Origin of the sequence: Streptomyces sp. NPDC015130 (genome assembly GCF_043080005.1) — a bacterium.
Taxonomy (GTDB): domain Bacteria; phylum Actinomycetota; class Actinomycetes; order Streptomycetales; family Streptomycetaceae; genus Streptomyces.
Window position 1 is genome coordinate 181,715 of the sequence record NZ_JBIBVC010000006.1, and the last position, 17,389, is coordinate 199,103.

13 protein-coding genes are annotated in these 17,389 nt (G+C 71.8%); 7 read left to right on the plus strand and 6 right to left on the minus strand.

Annotation, left to right across the window (positions count from 1 at the left end):
* Positions 1-48: 48 nt before the first annotated feature.
* Complete coding sequence (locus ACF08F_RS14800) at positions 49-1,212, minus strand: RNA-guided endonuclease InsQ/TnpB family protein (protein WP_392298868.1); 1,164 nt, start codon at positions 1,210-1,212, stop codon at positions 49-51.
* A gap of 283 nt (positions 1,213-1,495) precedes the next feature.
* Here ACF08F_RS14800 and ACF08F_RS14805 point away from each other — a divergent pair, with 283 nt between their 5' ends.
* Positions 1,496-2,785 (plus strand): citrate synthase, encoded by a 1,290-nt coding sequence (locus ACF08F_RS14805; protein WP_392298869.1) that lies wholly within the window; start codon positions 1,496-1,498, stop codon positions 2,783-2,785.
* A gap of 520 nt (positions 2,786-3,305) precedes the next feature.
* Here ACF08F_RS14805 and ACF08F_RS14810 read toward each other — a convergent pair.
* Positions 3,306-5,519: a heavy metal translocating P-type ATPase gene (locus ACF08F_RS14810; protein WP_392298870.1), complete on the minus strand. Its 2,214-nt coding sequence runs from the start codon at positions 5,517-5,519 to the stop codon at positions 3,306-3,308.
* 72 nt (positions 5,520-5,591) lie between these two features.
* Positions 5,592-5,816, minus strand: coding sequence for a heavy-metal-associated domain-containing protein (locus ACF08F_RS14815; protein ID WP_392298871.1), 225 nt, complete (start codon positions 5,814-5,816; stop codon positions 5,592-5,594).
* Positions 5,817-5,949: 133 nt separating this feature from the next.
* On the opposite strand from ACF08F_RS14815, the gene ACF08F_RS14820 reads away from it, so the two are divergent.
* Positions 5,950-7,164, plus strand: coding sequence for a cation:proton antiporter (locus ACF08F_RS14820; protein ID WP_392298872.1), 1,215 nt, complete (start codon positions 5,950-5,952; stop codon positions 7,162-7,164).
* Here the strand turns inward: ACF08F_RS14820 and ACF08F_RS14825 are convergent.
* Complete coding sequence (locus ACF08F_RS14825) at positions 7,142-7,840, minus strand: TetR/AcrR family transcriptional regulator (RefSeq protein ID WP_392298873.1); 699 nt, start codon at positions 7,838-7,840, stop codon at positions 7,142-7,144. The two genes, ACF08F_RS14820 and ACF08F_RS14825, sit on opposite strands and share 23 nt — an antisense overlap.
* A gap of 165 nt (positions 7,841-8,005) precedes the next feature.
* Here ACF08F_RS14825 and ACF08F_RS14830 point away from each other — a divergent pair, with 165 nt between their 5' ends.
* Positions 8,006-10,309 carry an MMPL family transporter gene (locus ACF08F_RS14830; RefSeq protein ID WP_392298874.1) on the plus strand — a complete coding sequence of 768 codons (2,304 nt, stop codon included), beginning with the start codon at positions 8,006-8,008 and terminating at the stop codon, positions 10,307-10,309.
* A 70-nt stretch (positions 10,310-10,379) separates the two neighbouring features.
* Here ACF08F_RS14830 and ACF08F_RS14835 read toward each other — a convergent pair whose 3' ends face one another.
* Both ACF08F_RS14835 and ACF08F_RS14840 read right to left on the minus strand, forming a co-directional pair.
* On the minus strand, positions 10,380-10,577 hold the full coding sequence (locus ACF08F_RS14835) for a helix-turn-helix transcriptional regulator (protein WP_392298875.1): 198 nt from the start codon (positions 10,575-10,577) through the stop codon (positions 10,380-10,382).
* A 262-nt stretch (positions 10,578-10,839) separates the two neighbouring features.
* On the minus strand, positions 10,840-11,775 hold the full coding sequence (locus ACF08F_RS14840) for a sugar phosphate isomerase/epimerase family protein (RefSeq protein ID WP_392298876.1): 936 nt from the start codon (positions 11,773-11,775) through the stop codon (positions 10,840-10,842).
* 231 nt (positions 11,776-12,006) lie between these two features.
* Between ACF08F_RS14840 and iolC the strand changes: the two genes are divergently transcribed.
* The 4 genes from iolC to mmsA are packed head-to-tail and all read left to right on the plus strand — an operon-like array spanning position 12,007 to position 17,218.
* Positions 12,007-12,954: a 5-dehydro-2-deoxygluconokinase gene (gene iolC, locus ACF08F_RS14845; protein WP_392299115.1), complete on the plus strand. Its 948-nt coding sequence runs from the start codon at positions 12,007-12,009 to the stop codon at positions 12,952-12,954.
* Positions 12,955-12,963: 9 nt separating this feature from the next.
* On the plus strand, positions 12,964-13,824 hold the full coding sequence (iolB, locus tag ACF08F_RS14850; RefSeq protein WP_392298877.1) for a 5-deoxy-glucuronate isomerase: 861 nt from the start codon (positions 12,964-12,966) through the stop codon (positions 13,822-13,824).
* On the plus strand, positions 13,821-15,692 hold the full coding sequence (iolD, locus tag ACF08F_RS14855) for a 3D-(3,5/4)-trihydroxycyclohexane-1,2-dione acylhydrolase (decyclizing) (RefSeq protein WP_392298878.1): 1,872 nt from the start codon (positions 13,821-13,823) through the stop codon (positions 15,690-15,692). The genes iolB and iolD overlap by 4 nt, the downstream gene beginning before the upstream one ends.
* A gap of 14 nt (positions 15,693-15,706) precedes the next feature.
* A complete protein-coding gene (gene mmsA / locus ACF08F_RS14860; protein WP_392298879.1) occupies positions 15,707-17,218 on the plus strand; it encodes a CoA-acylating methylmalonate-semialdehyde dehydrogenase in 1,512 nt (503 codons plus the stop codon).
* The last annotated feature ends 171 nt before the right edge of the window (positions 17,219-17,389 follow it).

The following is a 17,389-nucleotide window of genomic DNA, read 5'->3' on the forward strand; positions in this document are numbered from 1 at the left end:
TGCAGGTGGAGCGCGGCCGGCTGTCGCGTGGTTCCCCTGCGTCCGGAATCAGCGTGCGCTGGTTCTGGGGCGGTTGACTGCGCCCCGCTTCCACGCGGCTTCGCCCCGGTGGGCGATGGTGCGGGAGCCGTTGTGGTCCGCGTGCATGACGGTCCCGCAGGACCGGCAGACGAACCGTGCTTGATCCACCCTGTTCGAGCGGTGGGTGTGCCGGCACTCCGAGCACTGCCGGGAGGTGTTGCGCGGGTCCACGAAGACCACGGGCACCCCCGCCCGGCGTGCCTTGTACTCGACGAAGGCGCCGAGCTGGGCGAAAGCCCAGGAGTGCAGTCGTGTCCGCTGGTCCTTCTTGGCCGTAACCCTCTGCCGGATGCCCGAGAGGTCTTCCAGGGCGATCCCGCGTGAGGTGCGTTCAGCGGTGGCGACAAGCTGTTTGGCGATGACGTGGTTCTGGTTCGCGGCGTGCCGGGCTTCCCGGCGCCGGACGCGCTTGAGGACGCGCTTCGCGCTCTTGGTGCGCTTCTTCTGCAACTTGGCCCGCAGGTCACGGTGCCGCTCTCGGTAGCGGTTGAGCCCGCGCCCGGCCATGATCTGACCGTCACTGGTGGTGGCGATGTTGACGATCCCCAGGTCCACGCCGAGGAAGCCGACCGGCTCGGACGCATCGGGCTCGGGGATGTCGATGGTGGCGATCAGAAAGATCATGCCGTCCCGCATCACCAGGTCCGACTCCCCCTTGCGGGAGGCCAAGAGTTCCATGGCCTGCTCGGAGCAGACGAACGGAATGTGCTTGATCCGCCCGGCCACGGTCCAGATCGACACCGTACGGGCGTCGAGGTTCCAGGTCAGACTGCGGTCGTCGAACGGCTGCGCCGCGTCCTCACGGAACCGGATCGGCTTCGACTCCGCCCGAAGGCGGCGCTTCGAGTCCGCCCGGCCGAGGTTCCCGGCCTTGATGTTCGCCTTCAGCGTGGCGTAGGCGTCACAGACCTTCTTCACCACCCGCACAGCGGGTTGGGCCCCGAGGTCGTACTCCGCCTTGAGGGCGAAGTACACCGCCTTCTGCAACACGTTCCGCCGCTTGAGGTCCTTGGCGAACGCCACCTCGGAAGCATGGTTCGCGGCACGGTTGCAGGCCCGCAGGGTCGCCGCCAACGCGTCCGCGTCATGCGCGGACGCAGGCAACAACTTCACCTGCGCGACAATCTTCACGCAAAACACGCTAGTACGATCGATCATCGGAGGACAACTCGTCCTTGGGCCCCACCGAAGCGGGCCCCACTGACGCATAGCCGCCTCCGGCAGAAGATGGGTGAAAGATCACGCAGGACTTCCAGAACCGGGGCGAAGGGGGCAGGATATGAAGGTTGGCGGCACTGAGTGCCGCCGATTGGCCCAATGGTCGACCCCGAGTGCACTCTGCTGAGCCAAATGGGGGATGGTAGAGACAGTCAGGGCACCTCGAAGAAGAGGCACTACGTCGGTGAGGGATGACGTGAGCGACAACTCTGTAGTACTGCGGTACGCGGACGGTGAATACACCTACCCGGTGGTCGAGAGCACCGTCGGCGACAAGGGCTTCGACATCGGGAAACTCCGAGCCCAGACCGGTCTGGTCACCCTGGACAGCGGATACGGCAACACCGCCGCCTATAAATCCGCGATCACCTACCTCGATGGTGAGCAGGGGATTCTGCGGTACCGCGGCTACCCCATCGAGCAGCTGGCCGAGCGCTCCACCTTCCTTGAGGTGGCGTACCTGCTGATCAACGGCGAGCTTCCCAAGGTCGACGAGCTGTCGGCCTTCAAGAACGAGATCACGCAGCACACGCTGGTCCACGAGGACGTCAAGAACTTCTTCCGCGGCTTCCCGCGGGACGCCCACCCGATGGCGATGCTGTCGTCGGTGGTCTCCGCGCTGTCCACCTTCTACCAGGACAGCCACAACCCGTTCGACGAGAAGCAGCGGCACCTCTCGACGATCCGGCTGCTCGCCAAGCTTCCGACGATCGCGGCGTACGCGTACAAGAAGTCGATCGGTCACCCGTTCGTCTACCCGCGCAACGACCTCGGCTACGTCGAGAACTTCCTGCGCATGACCTTCTCGGTCCCGGCCCAGGAGTACGAGCTCGACCCGGTCGTCGTCTCGGCGCTGGACAAGCTGCTGATCCTGCACGCGGACCACGAGCAGAACTGCTCGACCTCCACCGTGCGTCTGGTCGGCTCCTCGCAGGCGAACATGTTCGCCTCGATCTCCGCCGGCATCTCGGCCCTGTGGGGCCCGCTGCACGGTGGCGCCAACCAGTCGGTCCTGGAGATGCTGGAGGGCATCCAGGCCAACGGCGGCGATGTCGACTCCTTCATCCGCAAGGTGAAGAACAAGGAGGACGGCGTCCGCCTGATGGGCTTCGGCCACCGGGTGTACAAGTCCTTCGACCCGCGCGCCAAGATCATCAAGGCCGCGGCGCACGACGTCCTCTCCGCGCTCGGCAAGGACGACGCGCTGCTGGACATCGCGCTCAAGCTGGAGGAGCACGCGCTCTCCGACGAGTACTTCGTCTCGCGCAACCTCTACCCGAACGTGGACTTCTACACGGGCCTGATCTACCGCGCCATGGGCTTCCCGACCGAGATGTTCACCGTGCTCTTCGCGCTCGGCCGCCTGCCCGGCTGGATCGCCCAGTGGCACGAGATGATCAAGGAGCCCGGCTCCCGCATCGGCCGCCCGCGCCAGATCTACACGGGCGAGGTCCTGCGCGACTTCGTCCCGGTCGAGGCCCGCTAGTCCGGTCACCCGGACTGCAGCGCCCGGCGAGTGAGCTGAAGGGGCGCGTCGGTGTCGAGAGGGCGAACGCGCGGAGGCCCGACGTAGGAGGGTCGAGCACGATCGCCCTCTCGACACCGACTGGAGCGCCCCGGAGGCGAACCGAGCCTCGAAAAGAACGCGAGAAGCGCCCCGCTACCGATCCCCCCACGGGTCGGTAGGCGGGGCGCTTCCCATATCCCCCGGTGCGGATTCCCCCCACGGGATCCGGGCCGGGCGTCTGCCGGCGTCAGCAGAAGCTGCGCGGGTCGGGCGCGACGCGGTCTGCCGGGGTACGTACGGGAGGGCCGCTCAAAGCTCCCCGGTGCACGTGCCCCGGCCAACGCTTGCCTAGGGACGTCCCCCAAGACATCCCATGAACGTCCCCCAAGACGTTCTCGGCATCGCCCACTTAGACTCGCGAACAGCCCAGATGGTTACCCCCCAATATCTGTGATCTAGATCTCTTTGTGAAGGTCCTGTGCGTCACGTGTAGGTCAATTCACGTGAACCGCCGGAGTCGCAGGCTGTTGGATACGACGAAGACGGACGAAAGGGCCATCGCGAGCCCCGCGATCATCGGGTTGAGCAGTCCGGCCGCCGCCAGCGGCAGGGCGGCCACGTTGTAGCCGAAGGCCCAGGCGAGGTTCCCCTTGATCGTCGCGAGGGTGCGGCGGGCGAGCCGGATGGCGTCCGCCGCGACGCGGAGGTCGCCGCGGACCAGGGTCAGGTCGCTCGCCTCGATGGCCGCGTCCGTCCCCGTCCCCATCGCGAGGCCGAGGTCCGCGGTGGCGAGGGCGGCGGCGTCGTTGACCCCGTCGCCGACCATCGCGACCGTCCCGCCCTCCTCCTGGAGCCGCCGGATCACCCCGGCCTTCTCCTCGGGCAGCACCCCCGCGATCACCTCGTCGATGCCGACCTCCGCCGCGACGGCCTCCGCGACCGCCCGGTGGTCGCCGGTGAGCAGCACCGGGCGGAGCCCCAGGCCGCGCAGCCGGGTGACCGCCTCGGCGCTGGTGTCCTTGACGGTGTCGGCGACGGTCAGGGTGCCGCGGGCGACCCCGTCCCAGGCGACGTGGACGGCGCCGGGCTCCGCCGTCGCGGGTGCCTCGACGCCCTCGGCCGCGAGCAGGGCGGCGCGCCCGACGAGGACGAGCCGGCCGTCGACGGAGCCGCGCACGCCGAGGCCGGGCACGTTCTCGAAGGTCTTGGGGGTGGGGAGCTCTCCGCAGCGCTCGGCGGCGCCGGCCGCGATCGCACGGGCCACCGGGTGCTCGGAGGAGTGCTCCAGGGCGCCCGCGAGCCGCAGCAGCTCGGTCTCGTCGGCGGAGTCGGTCCCGTACCGCCCGCCGTGCACGTGGACGGCGGTCAGCCGCATCCGGCCGGTGGTGACGGTCCCCGTCTTGTCGAGGACGACGGTGTCGACGCGGCGGGTGGACTCCAGGACCTCGGGGCCCTTGATGAGGATGCCGAGCTGGGCGCCGCGGCCGGTGCCGACCATCAGGGCGGTCGGGGTCGCGAGGCCGAGGGCGCAGGGGCAGGCGATGATCAGGACGGCGACGGCGGCGGTGAAGGCGGCCGTCGGGTCGTCGGTGAGCAGCAGCCAGGTGACGAGGGTGCCGAGCGCGAGCAGGATCACCACCGGGACGAAGACGGCGGAGATCCGGTCGGCGAGCCGCTGGACCTCGGCCTTGCCGTTCTGGGCGTCCTCGACGAGCTTCGCCATCCGGGCGAGGCGGGTGTCGGCGCCGACGGCGGCGGCCCGGACGGTGAGCCGACCGGAGACGTTGACGCAGCCGCCGGTCACCTCGGAGCCCTCGGTGACGTCCAGGGGCATCGACTCGCCGGTGAGCAGGGAGGCGTCGACGGCGGACGCGCCGGCGGTGACGGTGCCGTCGGTGGCGATCCGTTCCCCGGGGCGTACGACGAAGAGGTCGCCGGTCCGCAGTTCCTCGACCGGGATCCGTACCTCCGTGGTCCCGCGCAGGACGGCCACGTCCTTGGCGCCGAGCTCCATGAGGGCCCGCAGGGCGGCGCCGGCCTTCCGTTTGGCGCGGGCCTCCAGGTAGCGGCCGAGCAGGATGAAGGTGACGACCCCGGCTGCGACCTCCAGGTAGATCGTGGAGGAGGCGTCGGCGCGGTCGGCGGTGAGGTCGAAGCCGTGCGTCATGCCGGGCATGCCGGCGTCGCCGAGGAAGAGGGCCCAGAGCGACCAGCCGTAGGCGGCGAGGGTGCCGAGCGAGACGAGGGTGTCCATGGTGGCGGCGCCGTGCCGGGCGTTGGTCCAGGCGGCCCGGTGGAAGGGCAGCCCGCCCCAGACGACGACGGGGGAGGCCAGGGTGAGCGAGAGCCACTGCCAGTTGTCGAACTGGAGCGAGGGGACCATGGCGAGCAGGACCACGGGTGCGGCGAGGACGGCGGAGACCGTCAGCCGCTGCCGGAGGGAGGCGAGCTCGGGGTCCTCCTCGCCATGGTCCCCGGCGGGTTCGGGCTCCGGAGGGAGGGGTTCCTCGGCGGTGTAGCCGGTCTTCACGACGGTGGCGATCAGCGCGTCGACGCCGATGTCCGGCGCGTGTTCGACGCGCGCCTTCTCGGTGGCGTAGTTGACGGTCGCGGTGACGCCGTCCATCCGGTTGAGCTTCTTCTCGACGCGGGCGGCGCAGGAGGCGCAGGTCATCCCGCCGATCGTCAGCTCGGTGACGGTGGTGCCGGTCATGGTGCGGTTCCAAACGGGAGCAGGGCCGTACGGAACAACGGTACGGCCCTGCGATGTCGGATCCGGCGGGGGTCAGACCAGCTCGTAGCCGGCCTCGTCCACGGCGGCGGCGACGGCCGCGCGGTCGAGGGCGGCGTCGGAGACGACGGTGACCTCGCCGGTCCTGGCGACGGCGGTGACCGAGGAGACGCCGGGGATCTCGGAGATCTCGCTCGAGACCGCGCCCTCGCAGTGACCGCAGGTCATGCCCTTGACCTGGTAGACGGTGGTGAGTTCGGTCTTCGTCTCTGCGGTCATGGCGCTCTCCATACTGGGTGCGGTTCCTCGAAGGTCCTTACGGAAGCTGATTATACCCCTAGGGGGTATGAATCGTCGTGCGGGTCCCGCTCGTGTCACGCGAGTGGCCGGAGCCTATGGTAAATACCCCGTTATGTCGCATTCGGGGAGCACGCTGATCCTGATCATGGCGATCGCCGTCCTGGCGCCGCTGCTCGCCTACGCCGTCGGGCGCAGGCTCCCCGTACCCCTCGTCATCTTCGAGATCCTGCTCGGCATCCTCATCGGCCCCGACGTCCTGGACTGGGCCCGCTCCGACGCGCTGATCGACGGCCTCTCCCAGCTCGGCCTCACCATGCTGATCTTCCTGGCCGGGTACGAGATCGAGTTCGGCAAGGTCCGCGGCGACACCCTCCGGCGCGCGGTCTGGTCCTGGGTCGCCGCCCTCGCGCTCGGGCTCGGCACCGGGATCCTGCTGGGCGGCGGCTACGCCAAAGGCGTCTTCATCGGGGTGGCGCTGACCAGCACCGCGCTCGGCACCGTCCTGCCCGTGCTGCGGGACGCGGGCGCGCTGCACGGCCGGTTCGGCTCGGTCGTCATGGCCTTCGGCGCGGTGGGGGAGTTCGGGCCGATCATCGCGATGGCGCTGCTGCTCAGCGGGCGCGCCGCGGCCGAGTCGGCGGTGCTCCTCGGCGCCTTCGCCGCGCTCACGGCCGCGGCCGTCTTCTGGGCGCTGCGCCCGCGCCCGCCGTGGTTCTCGCGGATCATCGCCAAGACCCTGCACAGCAGCGGCCAGTTCGCCGTCCGGTTCGTCTTCCTCGTGCTCGCCCTGATGCTGGGGGCCTCGACGGCGCTCGGTCTCGACGTGCTGCTCGGTGCCTTCGCGGCCGGTCTCATCACCCGGCTCGTGCTGACCGGGGCCGCGCCCGAGAGCGGCCCGGAGATCCTGGAGAAGGTCGAGGGCGTCGGCTTCGGCTTCCTCGTCCCGGTCTTCTTCGTCGTCACCGGGATCGAGTTCGATCTGGACTCGCTCCTCTCCGGCGGCCGCACCCTGCTCCTGCTGCCGGTCTTCCTGCTGCTCTTCCTGCTCGTGCGCGGCGGGCCGATCTGGTTCCTCGCCCCGCGCGACCTCGGCCGCAGGGACCGGGGCGGGCTCGTCCTCTACGGCTCCACGGCGCTGCCGCTCGTCGTCGCGATCACGACCATCGGCGTGGAGGACCACGAGCTGTCGCCCGGCGACGCGGCGGCGCTCGTCGGGGCCGGCATGGTCTCCGTCCTCGTCTTCCCGCTCCTCGCGCTGAAACTGCGGGCGCGGGCGGGGGAGAAGGGGCGGCCCGCCGAGGCGGTCAGGGGGTCCGAGACGTGGTGAGTGCACCGTCGGCGATCGCGGGGGCGCCGGCCGTGGGGACGCCCGTGCCGATGACCGGGTCGAGGTAGCGCAGGAGGACCTGCTTCAGCTCGGTGATCGTGGCGTCCCGCTCGGGGCCCTCGGGGGTGGCGAGGACCAGGTGGAGGCCGCCCTTGAAGACCGCGAAGGACATGTCCGCGACCCGGACGCAGTCCGCGGGCGGGCTGTCCGGGAGGTAGTGCGCGATCAGCTGCCGGACCCGCTCGATCAGCGAGGCGTGCAGGGCGTCGTGCTCCTCCGCGATCTGGCCGGGGACCTCGGAGCCGTGCATCAGGGCGAGGAAGACCGGGTTGGCGCAGTTGAAGGCGATCAGCGGGTCGACGACCGCGTCGAGCAGCTCGGGCAGGGGCAGGGCCAGGTTCTCCGGGGTGAAGGCCTGTCCGTGGGCCTCGCGCATCTCGTGCATGAGGCGCTCGCCGAGCTCGACGGCGATGGCCTCCTTGTTCGGGAAGTACTGGTAGAGGGTGCCGGGCGAGACGTGCGCCTCGCGGGCGATCGCGTTGGTGCTGGCCGCCGTGTACCCGTTCGCGCAGAAGACGTTCGCGGCGGCCTGGAGCAGCTGCGTGATGCGGCGCTCACCGCGGGCCTGGCGGCGCCGCGGCTTCGGGTCCTCGGACATCTCGGGCTTCTCGGACATGACCGTCCCCAGCTCTCCTTGTGGTGCGTTTGACAAATGCGAGAGGTCGCTCGCATTCTAAGGAAACGCGAGCGATCACTCGTGTTTGCCATTCTATGGCAATGGGTGACCCATGTGACCTGCCGGGAAGCGCGCACATGGGTCAGGTGAAGGGGACACCGCGTCATGGCCGAAGTCAAGAAATCAGCGCCCGGCGGGGGTACGGGCGGCGGGTGGACGCGGTTCGTCACCGCCCGGCCGCGCCTCACGCTCCTCGTGGCACTCGTACTCACCGCCCTCGCCGTCCTGGCGGGCGGCGGCGTCGCGGACCGGATGGGCAGCGGAGGCTGGGAGGACCCGGCCGCCGAGTCCACGTACGCGACGGAGGCGCTGGCCCGGGAGTTCCCCGGCTCCCAGCCCAACCTGCTGCTCCTCGTCGACACCGGGAAGGCCGGGGGCGCCACGACGTCAGAGGGCGCCACGAAGACCGCCGCCGTCGACGACCCCGCCGTCGTCGCCGAGGCGCGCCGGCTCGCCGAGCGGCTCGACGCCGAGCCCGGTGTCGACGGCGTCGGCTCCTACTGGTCCACCGGCTCGCCCGCCCTCCGCTCCGAGGACGGCCGCCAGGCGGTCATCGCCGCCCGGATCGCCGGCGAGGAGAAGGACGCCGCCGCGATCCTCGACCGGATCGCCCCCGAGTACCGGGGCACCCACGGACCCGTCGAGGTCTCCCTCGGCGGCGGACTGGCCGTCCGCCACGAGATGCAGACCGTCATCCAGGAGGACCTGCTCCGGGCCGAGCTCATCGCCCTGCCCCTCACCCTCGTCCTCCTCGTCATGGTCTTCGGCAGCGCCGTCGCCGCCCTGCTGCCGCTCGGCGTCGGCATCGTCGCCATCCTCGGCACCAACGCCGTCCTGCGCGGCATCACCGAGTTCACGGACGTCTCGGTCTTCGCCCAGAACCTGACGACCGCCCTCGGGCTCGGACTCGCCATCGACTACGCCCTCTTCGTCGTCCGCCGCTACCGCGAGGAGCTCGCCACCGGGGCCGACACGTACACCGCCGTCCGCACCACCCTGCGCACGGCTGGCCGGACCGTGCTGTTCTCCGCGCTGACCGTCGCCGTCTCGCTCTCCGCGATGCTCGTCTTCCCGCAGTACTTCCTGCGCTCCTTCGCCTACGCCGGCATCGCCGTCGTCGTCCTCGCCGCGACCGCCGCGCTCACCCTGCTCCCGGCCGCCCTCGTGCTGCTCGGCGACCGGGTCAACGCCCTGGACCTGCGCCGCCTCCTCCGCCGCGGCCGCCCGCCCCGCGAGGACACCGACGGGTCCGGCTGGGCCAGGGCCGCCGGTCTCGTCATGCGCCGCGCCCCCGTCTTCGCCGTCGCCACCGCCGCCGGACTCGTCCTCCTCGGGCTGCCCTTCCTCGGCGTGAAGTTCGGCACCGCCGACGACCGCCAGCTCCCCACCACCGCCGCCTCCCGGGTCGTCCAGGACCAGCTCCGCGACGGCTTCCCCGGCAGCCCCGGCGGCGGGCTCACCGTCCTCGCCGAGGGTGAGGCCACCCCCGCCCAGTACGAGGCCTTCCGCGAGCGGATCGCCGGCATCGAGGGCGTCGACCGGGCCGACGGCCCCGTCACCGCGGGCGCCGGCGCCGGCCAGGCCTACTTCACCGTCGTGCCCGAGGGCGAGACCGTCGGCCCCGAGGCCCAGCGGGTCGTGGGCGAACTCCGCGCCGCGCCCGCGCCCTTCGACACCTCCGTCACCGGACAGGCCGCCGTCCTCGTCGACTCCAAGGACGCCCTCGCCGACCGGCTGCCGTGGGCGGCGGCGATCGTCGTCCTCGCCACCCTGCTCCTCGTCTTCCTCCTCACCGGCAGCGTGATCGTCCCCGTCCAGGCGGTCGTCCTCAACGCCCTCAGCCTCACGGCGATGTTCGGTGCCGTCGTCTGGGTCTTCCAGGAGGGCCACCTCGCCGGACTCCTCGGCTTCACCGCCACCGGCGACATCGAGACCACCCTGCCCGTCCTCATGTTCTGCGTGGCCTTCGGGCTCTCCATGGACTACGGCGTCTTCCTGCTCTCCCGCATCAAGGAGGAGTACGACGCCACCGGCGACCACGAGCACTCCGTCCGCTTCGGCCTGCGCCGCACCGGCGGTCTGATCACCGCCGCCGCCGTGATCCTCGCCGTCGTCATGGTCGCGATCGGCACGTCGCGGGTCACCAACACCAAGATGCTCGGCCTCGGCGTCGCCCTCGCCGTCCTCATGGACGCCATGGTGGTCCGCAGCCTCCTCGTCCCCTCCGTGATGAAGCTGACCGGCCGCCTCACCTGGTGGGCCCCGGCGCCGCTGCGCCGCTTCCACGAACGCTTCGGCGTCAGCGAGTCGGACGCCCCGGCCCCCATCACCGCCTCCGGTCCCGACGCAGGGACCGACACCGACACCGACACCGACGCCGACCGCAAGGAGTACAGCCCCGCCCACTGACGCGGCACGGCACGACGCCGGGCCCCGGATCACTCCGGGGCCCGGCGTCGCCTTCTCTCTCGGACAGGCCTCAGTCGCGGCGGGCCCGGTTGCCGGGGCGGCTGGCGACCCAGGCGCGGATCGTGTCCGCGTACCAGTAGGGCTTGCCCGACTCGACCTGGTCGGGCGTCGGCAGGAGGCCGTGCTTCCGGTAGGACCGGACCGTGTCCGGCTGGACGCGGATGTGCGCGGCGATGTCCTTGTACGACCAGAGCCTTCTGTCCGTCATGCCTGGTACCTCCCTGCACACCGCGCAGCGGCGGCAGGGGGTGCCGTTCGGGGGCGCTGCGGGCGGGCGTTGGTGATCACTGAGCCTGTGCCCGTTGAACGACCCCTGCCGGCAGGAGGAGAGCGGCTGTCGAGCGCCTGTGACGGAAGACCCGCGTAACGGAGATACGTGTGACGGGGAAGCGACCTGTGTGACGGAAGTGATGCACGCGGACGCCGGTGTGTCCGCGTGCGTCACCCCCGGTCAGGCAGGTATGCGCCGGTCACACGCCGCAGGAGCGGAGGAAGCGCCGGGTACGCAGCGCGATCGGGTACGGGACATCCGGCTCGCACGGGTACATGTCCTGCTCGACGATCGCGAACAGGTCCACGTCCAGCGCCCGCGCCGCCTCCAGCACCGGCTCCAGGGCGGGCACCCCGGACGGCGGTTCGCACATCACGCCCCGTGCGACCGCGGGCCCGAACGGCACCTCCTCGGCCACCACCCGGGCCAGGACCTCCGGATCGACCTGCTTGAGGTGGAGGTAGCCGATCCGCTCCCCGTAGCTCTCGATCAGCTTGACGCTGTCCCCGCCGGCGTAGGCGTAGTGCCCGGTGTCCAGACAGAGCGCGACGGCCTCCGGGTCGGTGGCGTCGAGGAAGCGCGTCACGCTCTCCTCGCCGTCGAGGTGGGTGTCGGCGTGCGGATGGACGACGAGCCGCAGCCCGTACCGCTCCCGCACCTCCCGCCCCAGACGTTCCGTCAGACCGGTCAGATCCCGCCACTGTTCCGCGGTGAGCGTGCGGTCCTCCAGGACCTTCCCCGTCCGGTCGTCCCGCCAGAACGACGGGATGACGACCAGATGGCCGGCGCCCATCGCCTGGGCGAGCGCGGCGTTCTCGGCGACGTGCGCCCAGGTGCGGTCCCAGACGCCCGGGCCGTGGTGCAGCCCGGTGAAGACCGTCCCCGCCGAGACCTTCAGCCCGCGCCGCGCGGTCTCCTCCGCGAGGACGGCAGGGTCGGTGGGCAGATAGCCGTACGGACCCAGCTCGATCCACTCGTAGCCCGCGCCGGAGACCTCGTCGAGGAAGCGCTGCCACGGCACCTGCCGGGGATCGTCGGGGAACCACACCCCCCAGGAGTCCGGCGCGGAGCCGATGCGGATGCGGGAGGGAGGCGAGGGTGACGGGGGCAACGACGGCTTCGGCGGCTTCGTCATGTCTGCCACCTTGACCGGGTCGCGAGAGGACCGTCAAGCGGGCGGGGACCCGCGCGGCGCGCCCGGGGCAGGCCCTCCGCCGCGCCCTCGCCCCGCCGCGGCCCCGCCTTCGCCCCGCGTCCGAATGTCCGGACATGTCGTTGACACGCCTCCCGGCGGCCGACTAGACCTGAGGGCGGGGCCGGAGGCGAAAGGTGGCGCGTGGAGACGGAGCCGTACGAGCTGATCACCATGGGGCGCCTCGGCGTGGACCTGTACCCGCTCCAGAGCGGCGTCGGGCTCGACCGCGTCGAGACGTACCGCAGGTTCCTCGGCGGCTCCCCGGCCAACGTGGCCGTCGCCGCCGCCCGGCTCGGCCGCCGCACCGCGCTCGTCTCCCGCACCGGCGCCGACCCCTTCGGCACCGCGCTCCACCACGACCTCAAGCGCTTCGGCGTGGACGACCGCTGGGTCACCGAGGTCGCGGCCTACCCCACCCCCGTCACCTTCTGCGAGCTCTTCCCGCCCGACGACTTCCCGCTCCACTTCTACCGCCTGCCCAAGGCCCCCGACCTGGAGATCCACCCGCACGAGCTCGACCTCGGGGCGATCCGCGCCGCCCGGGTCTTCTGGGCCACCGGCACCGGCCTCTGCGCCGAACCGAGCCGCGCCGCGACCCTGGAGGCGCTGCGCGCCCGGGCCGGCCGGGAGGTGACGGTCCTCGACCTGGACTGGCGCCCCGCGTTCTGGACCGACCCGGCCGAGGCCCGCCCGTACTACGCCGAGGCCCTGCGGCACGCGACCGTCGCCGTCGGCAACCTCGACGAGTGCGAGGTCGCGACCGGGGAGCGCGAACCGCACGCCGCCGCCCGCGCGCTGCTCGCCACCGGCGCGGTCCGGCTCGCCGTCGTGAAGCGGGGGCCCGAGGGCGTCCTCGCGCTCGCCGCCGACGGGACGTCCGCCGAGGTGCCGCCGCTGCCGGTGGACGTCGTCAACGGGCTCGGCGCGGGCGACGCGTTCGGCGGAGCCCTCGTCCACGGCCTCCTCGCCGGCTGGGACCTCGAACGGACCCTGCGCCACGCCAACGCCGCCGGAGCGATCGTCGCGGGCCGCCTCGCCTGCTCCTCCGCCATGCCGTACGCGGAGGAGATCGCCGCGGCACTCGCCGCGGGCACGGGATCCATCCCGGAAAGGGGGTAGGGATCCGCCATGCATCCCGCGCCCGACCCCGCCTCCGACCGCACCGCCGGCCCCTCCCGTCCCACAGGACTCCATCTGCCCTCCGGATCCACCGCCCGCGGGCCCTACGCGCTCCGCATCGACCCGAAGCAGGCCGGCTGGGAGTACTCCGCCCTCCGCGTCCTCGTGCTCGGGCCGGGGGAGACGCACTCCTTCGAGAGCGGGGAATCCGAATGGGTCGTGCTTCCCCTCGCCGGTGCCTGTAGCGTGCGCGTCGACGGCGAAGTCATCGAACTCCTCGGCCGCGACAGCGTGTTCACGGGAGTGAGCGACTTCGCCTACGTACCGCGCGACGCCCACGCCCAGATCGCCTCCGGCGCGGGAGGCCGCTTCGCTTTGGCAGGAGCGAAGTGCGAGCGACGACTCCCCGCCCGCTACGGCCCCGCGCCGGAGGTTCCCGTCGAGACACGGGGCAGCGGCAACCGCGCCCGCCAGGTGCGGAACTTCGCCGCCGCGAGCGCCTTCGCCTGCGACCGGCTGATCGCCGTCGAGGTCGTCACCCCCGGCGGCAACTGGTCCTCCTACCCGCCGCACAAGCACGACGAGCACCGCCCGGGCGCCGAGTCCGTCCTGGAGGAGATCTACTACTACGAGATCGCCGGCCCGCACGGCCTCGCCTACCAGCGCGTCTCGCCCTCCCGGCCTGGCGGCGCCGAGCTCCTCGCCGAGGTCCGCGACGGCGACACCGTCCTCGTACCGGACGGCTGGCACGGGCCCTCGATCGCCCAGCCGGGGCACGATCTCTACTACCTCAACGTCATGGCGGGCCCCGGAGCCGAGCGGGAGTGGAAGATCTCCTTCCATCCGGATCACACGGAGGGATACGCATGACCGTCCGGCTGACCGTCGCCCAGGCGCTCGTCCGCTTCCTCGCCGCCCAGCACACCGAGCGCGACGGCGAACGGCACCGGCTGATCGCCGCCACCTGGGGCATCTTCGGCCACGGCAACGTCGCCGGGATCGGCCAGGCGCTGGTCGAGGAGGCCGAGCGCATGCCCTTCCACCAGGGCCGCAACGAACAGGCCATGGTGCACGCGGCCGTCGGCTACGCCCGCCAGTCCAACCGGCTCTCCGCGCACGCCGTCACCACCTCCATCGGCCCCGGCGCCACCAACCTCGTCACCGGCGCCGCCCTCGCCACGATCAACCACCTGCCGGTCCTGCTCCTCCCCGGCGACACCTTCGCGACCCGCCCCGCCGACCCCGTCCTCCAGCAGCTCCAACTCCCCCACACCGGCGATGTGTCGGTCAACGACTGCCTGCGGCCCGTCTCCCGCTACTTCGACCGCGTCGGACGGCCCGAGGCGCTCGTGCCGGCCGCGCTCGCCGCCGTGCGGGTCCTCACCGACCCCGTGGAGACCGGCGCGGTGACCCTCGCCCTGCCCCAGGACGTCCAGGCGGAGGCGTACGAGTGGCCGGAGGAGTTCTTCGCCGAGCGGGTCTGGCGGGTCCGCCGCGCCTCCCCGGACGAGGCCGAACTGGACGCCGCGGTCGCGGCGGTCGCCCGGGCCACCCGCCCGCTGATCGTCGCCGGCGGCGGCGTCCGCCACAGCGGGGCCGAGGAGGCGCTCCACGACTTCGCCGCGCTGACCGGCATCCCCGTCGCCACCACCCAGGCCGGCAAGGGGGTGCTGCCGCACGACCACCCCCAGGACGTCGGCGGCATCGGCCACACCGGCACCGCCGTCGCCGACCACCTGGCCCGCACCGCCGACGTGGTCCTCGGCGTCGGCACCCGCTGGACCGACTTCACCACCGCCTCCGGCACCCTCTTCGGCCACCCCGACGTCACGTTCGTCAACCTCAACGTCGCCGCCTTCGACTCCCACAAGCTGTCCGCGCTCCCGCTCGTGGCGGACGCCCGCGAGGGACTGGAGCAGCTCCACTCGCTCGTGGAGCCCCACCACGTCACCCAGCACTACGTCCACGAGTACGCCGAGGAGAAGCTCCGCTGGCAGCGCCGCGTCGACGCCGCCTACGCCGTCCCCGACGAGGACGCCCGCCCCACCCAGGCCCAGGTCCTCGGCGTACTCGACACTCTGGTCGACGGCAGCGACATCCTGATCAACGCCGCGGGCTCCCTGCCCGGCGACCTCCACAAGCTCTGGCGGCCCCGCTCCACGGACCAGTACCACGTGGAATACGGGTACTCCTGCATGGGCTACGAGATCCCGGCGGCCCTCGGCGTCCTGCTGGCCGCACCCGGCCGGCCCGTCTGGGCGCTCGTCGGCGACGGTACGTACCTGATGAATCCCACCGAGATCGTCACCGCCGTGCAGGAGCGGCTGCCCCTGCGGCTGGTCATCCTGCAGAACTTCGGGTACGCCTCCATCGGCGGCCTCTCGGAGGCGGTCGGCGCCGAGCGGTACGGCACCGACTACCGCCACCGGGACCCGCAGGGCGCGTTCACCGGCGCGCCGCTCCCCGTCGACCTCGGGGCCAACGCCGCCTCCCTCGGCATGCGCGTGCTGCGCCCCCGCACCGTGCGTGACCTGCGGGAAGCCCTCGCGGACGCACGGGCGGCGATGGTTCCCACATGTGTCTACGTCGAGACCGAAACGGCAGACACAGTGTCGGGCCCGCCCCCGGCCCAGGCATGGTGGGATGTGCCCGTGGCCGAGACGTCGACCCGCCCGTCGGCGGTCAAGGCCCGCGAGGAGTACGACCGGCACGTCACCGCCCGACGCCGCCATCTCTGAAGGAGCATCTCGTCATGACGAACACCGTCAAGACTGTCAACCACTGGATCGGTGGCAAGGCCGTCGAGGGCACGTCGGGCAACTGGGGCCCGGTCACCGACCCGGCCACCGGTGCCGTGACCACCCGCGTCGCGCTCGCCTCCGTCGAGGAGGTGGACGCCGCCGTCGCCGCCGCCAAGGACGCCTTCGCGACCTGGGGCACCTCGTCCCTCGCGCAGCGCACCACGATCCTCTTCAAGTTCCGCGCGCTCCTCGACGCCAACCGCGACGCGATCGCCGAGCTGATCGTCGCCGAGCACGGCAAGGTCCACTCGGACGCGCTCGGCGAGGTCGCCCGCGGCCTGGAGATCGTCGACCTGGCCTGCGGCATCACCGTCCAGCTCAAGGGCGAGCTCTCCACCCAGGTCTCGAACCGCGTGGACGTGGCCTCGATCCGCCAGCCGGTGGGCGTCGTCGCGGGCATCACGCCCTTCAACTTCCCGGCCATGGTGCCGATGTGGATGTTCCCGATCGCCATCGCGACCGGCAACACCTTCGTCCTCAAGCCGAGCGAGAAGGACCCGTCGCCGGCCCTGAAGATCGCCGAGCTGCTCGCCGAGGCGGGCCTCCCGGACGGCGTCTTCAACGTCCTGAACGGCGACAAGGTCTCCGTGGACCGCCTCCTGGAGCACCCGGACGTCGCCGCGGTCTCCTTCGTGGGCTCCACCCCGATCGCCCGCCACATCCACACCACCGCCTCCGCCAACGGCAAGCGCGTCCAGGCGCTCGGCGGCGCGAAGAACCACATGCTGGTCCTCCCGGACGCCGACCTCGACGCGGCGGCTGACGCGGCCGTCTCGGCGGCGTACGGCTCCGCCGGCGAGCGCTGCATGGCGATCTCGGCGGTCGTGGCCGTCGGCTCGATCGGCGACGAGCTCGTCCAGAAGATCCGCGAGCGCGCCGAGAAGATCAAGATCGGCCCCGGCACCGACCCGACCTCGGAGATGGGCCCGCTCATCACGGCCGTCCACCGCGACAAGGTGGCCTCCTACGTCACCGGCGCGGCGGCCGAGGGCTGCGAGGTCGTCCTCGACGGCACCGGGTACACGGTCGAGGGCCACGAGAACGGCCACTGGATCGGCCTGTCCCTGCTGGACCACGTGCCGACGACGGCCGCGGCCTACCAGGACGAGATCTTCGGCCCGGTGCTCTGCGTGCTGCGCGCCGAGACGTACGAGGAGGGCCTCGCCCTCATCAACGCCTCGAAGTTCGGCAACGGCACCGCGATCTTCACCCGCGACGGCGGCGCGGCCCGCCGCTTCCAGCTGGAGGTCGAGGCCGGCATGGTCGGCGTCAACGTGCCGATCCCGGTGCCGGTGGGCTACCACTCCTTCGGCGGCTGGAAGGACTCGCTCTTCGGCGACCACCACATCTACGGCAACGACGGCGTGCACTTCTACACCCGCGGCAAGGTCGTCACCACCCGCTGGCCGGACCCGTCCGACGCCCCGGCGGGCGTGGACCTGGGCTTCCCCCGCAACCACTGACGTGTGACGCGGAACGAACGGCCCCCGGGGTGCGCACCGCACCCCGGGGGCCGTCGCCGTCGGGCAGGGTGCGCGGTGCGCGCGTCGCCGGGTACTGCGCGTGGTGCGCGAGGACTGAGCGTGGTGCACGCGCCGCCGGGTACTGCGTCCGGTGTACGCGGCGGGCCGCCG

What these genes read in the sequence shown, in the direction of transcription:
- ACF08F_RS14820 (WP_392298872.1), top strand. Translation starts at nt 5,950, where the DNA reads ATGTCGCATTCGGGGAGCACGCTGATCCTGATCATGGCGATCGCCGTC.
- iolC (WP_392299115.1), top strand. Translation starts at nt 12,007, where the DNA reads ATGGGGCGCCTCGGCGTGGACCTGTACCCGCTCCAGAGCGGCGTCGGG.
- ACF08F_RS14825 (WP_392298873.1), bottom strand. Translation starts at nt 7,840, where the DNA reads ATGTCCGAGAAGCCCGAGATGTCCGAGGACCCGAAGCCGCGGCGCCGC.
- ACF08F_RS14835 (WP_392298875.1), bottom strand. Translation starts at nt 10,577, where the DNA reads ATGACGGACAGAAGGCTCTGGTCGTACAAGGACATCGCCGCGCACATC.
- ACF08F_RS14840 (WP_392298876.1), bottom strand. Translation starts at nt 11,775, where the DNA reads ATGACGAAGCCGCCGAAGCCGTCGTTGCCCCCGTCACCCTCGCCTCCC.
- ACF08F_RS14815 (WP_392298871.1), bottom strand. Translation starts at nt 5,816, where the DNA reads ATGACCGCAGAGACGAAGACCGAACTCACCACCGTCTACCAGGTCAAG.
- iolB (WP_392298877.1), top strand. Translation starts at nt 12,964, where the DNA reads ATGCATCCCGCGCCCGACCCCGCCTCCGACCGCACCGCCGGCCCCTCC.
- mmsA (WP_392298879.1), top strand. Translation starts at nt 15,707, where the DNA reads ATGACGAACACCGTCAAGACTGTCAACCACTGGATCGGTGGCAAGGCC.
- iolD (WP_392298878.1), top strand. Translation starts at nt 13,821, where the DNA reads ATGACCGTCCGGCTGACCGTCGCCCAGGCGCTCGTCCGCTTCCTCGCC.
- ACF08F_RS14830 (WP_392298874.1), top strand. Translation starts at nt 8,006, where the DNA reads ATGGCCGAAGTCAAGAAATCAGCGCCCGGCGGGGGTACGGGCGGCGGG.
- ACF08F_RS14810 (WP_392298870.1), bottom strand. Translation starts at nt 5,519, where the DNA reads ATGACCGGCACCACCGTCACCGAGCTGACGATCGGCGGGATGACCTGC.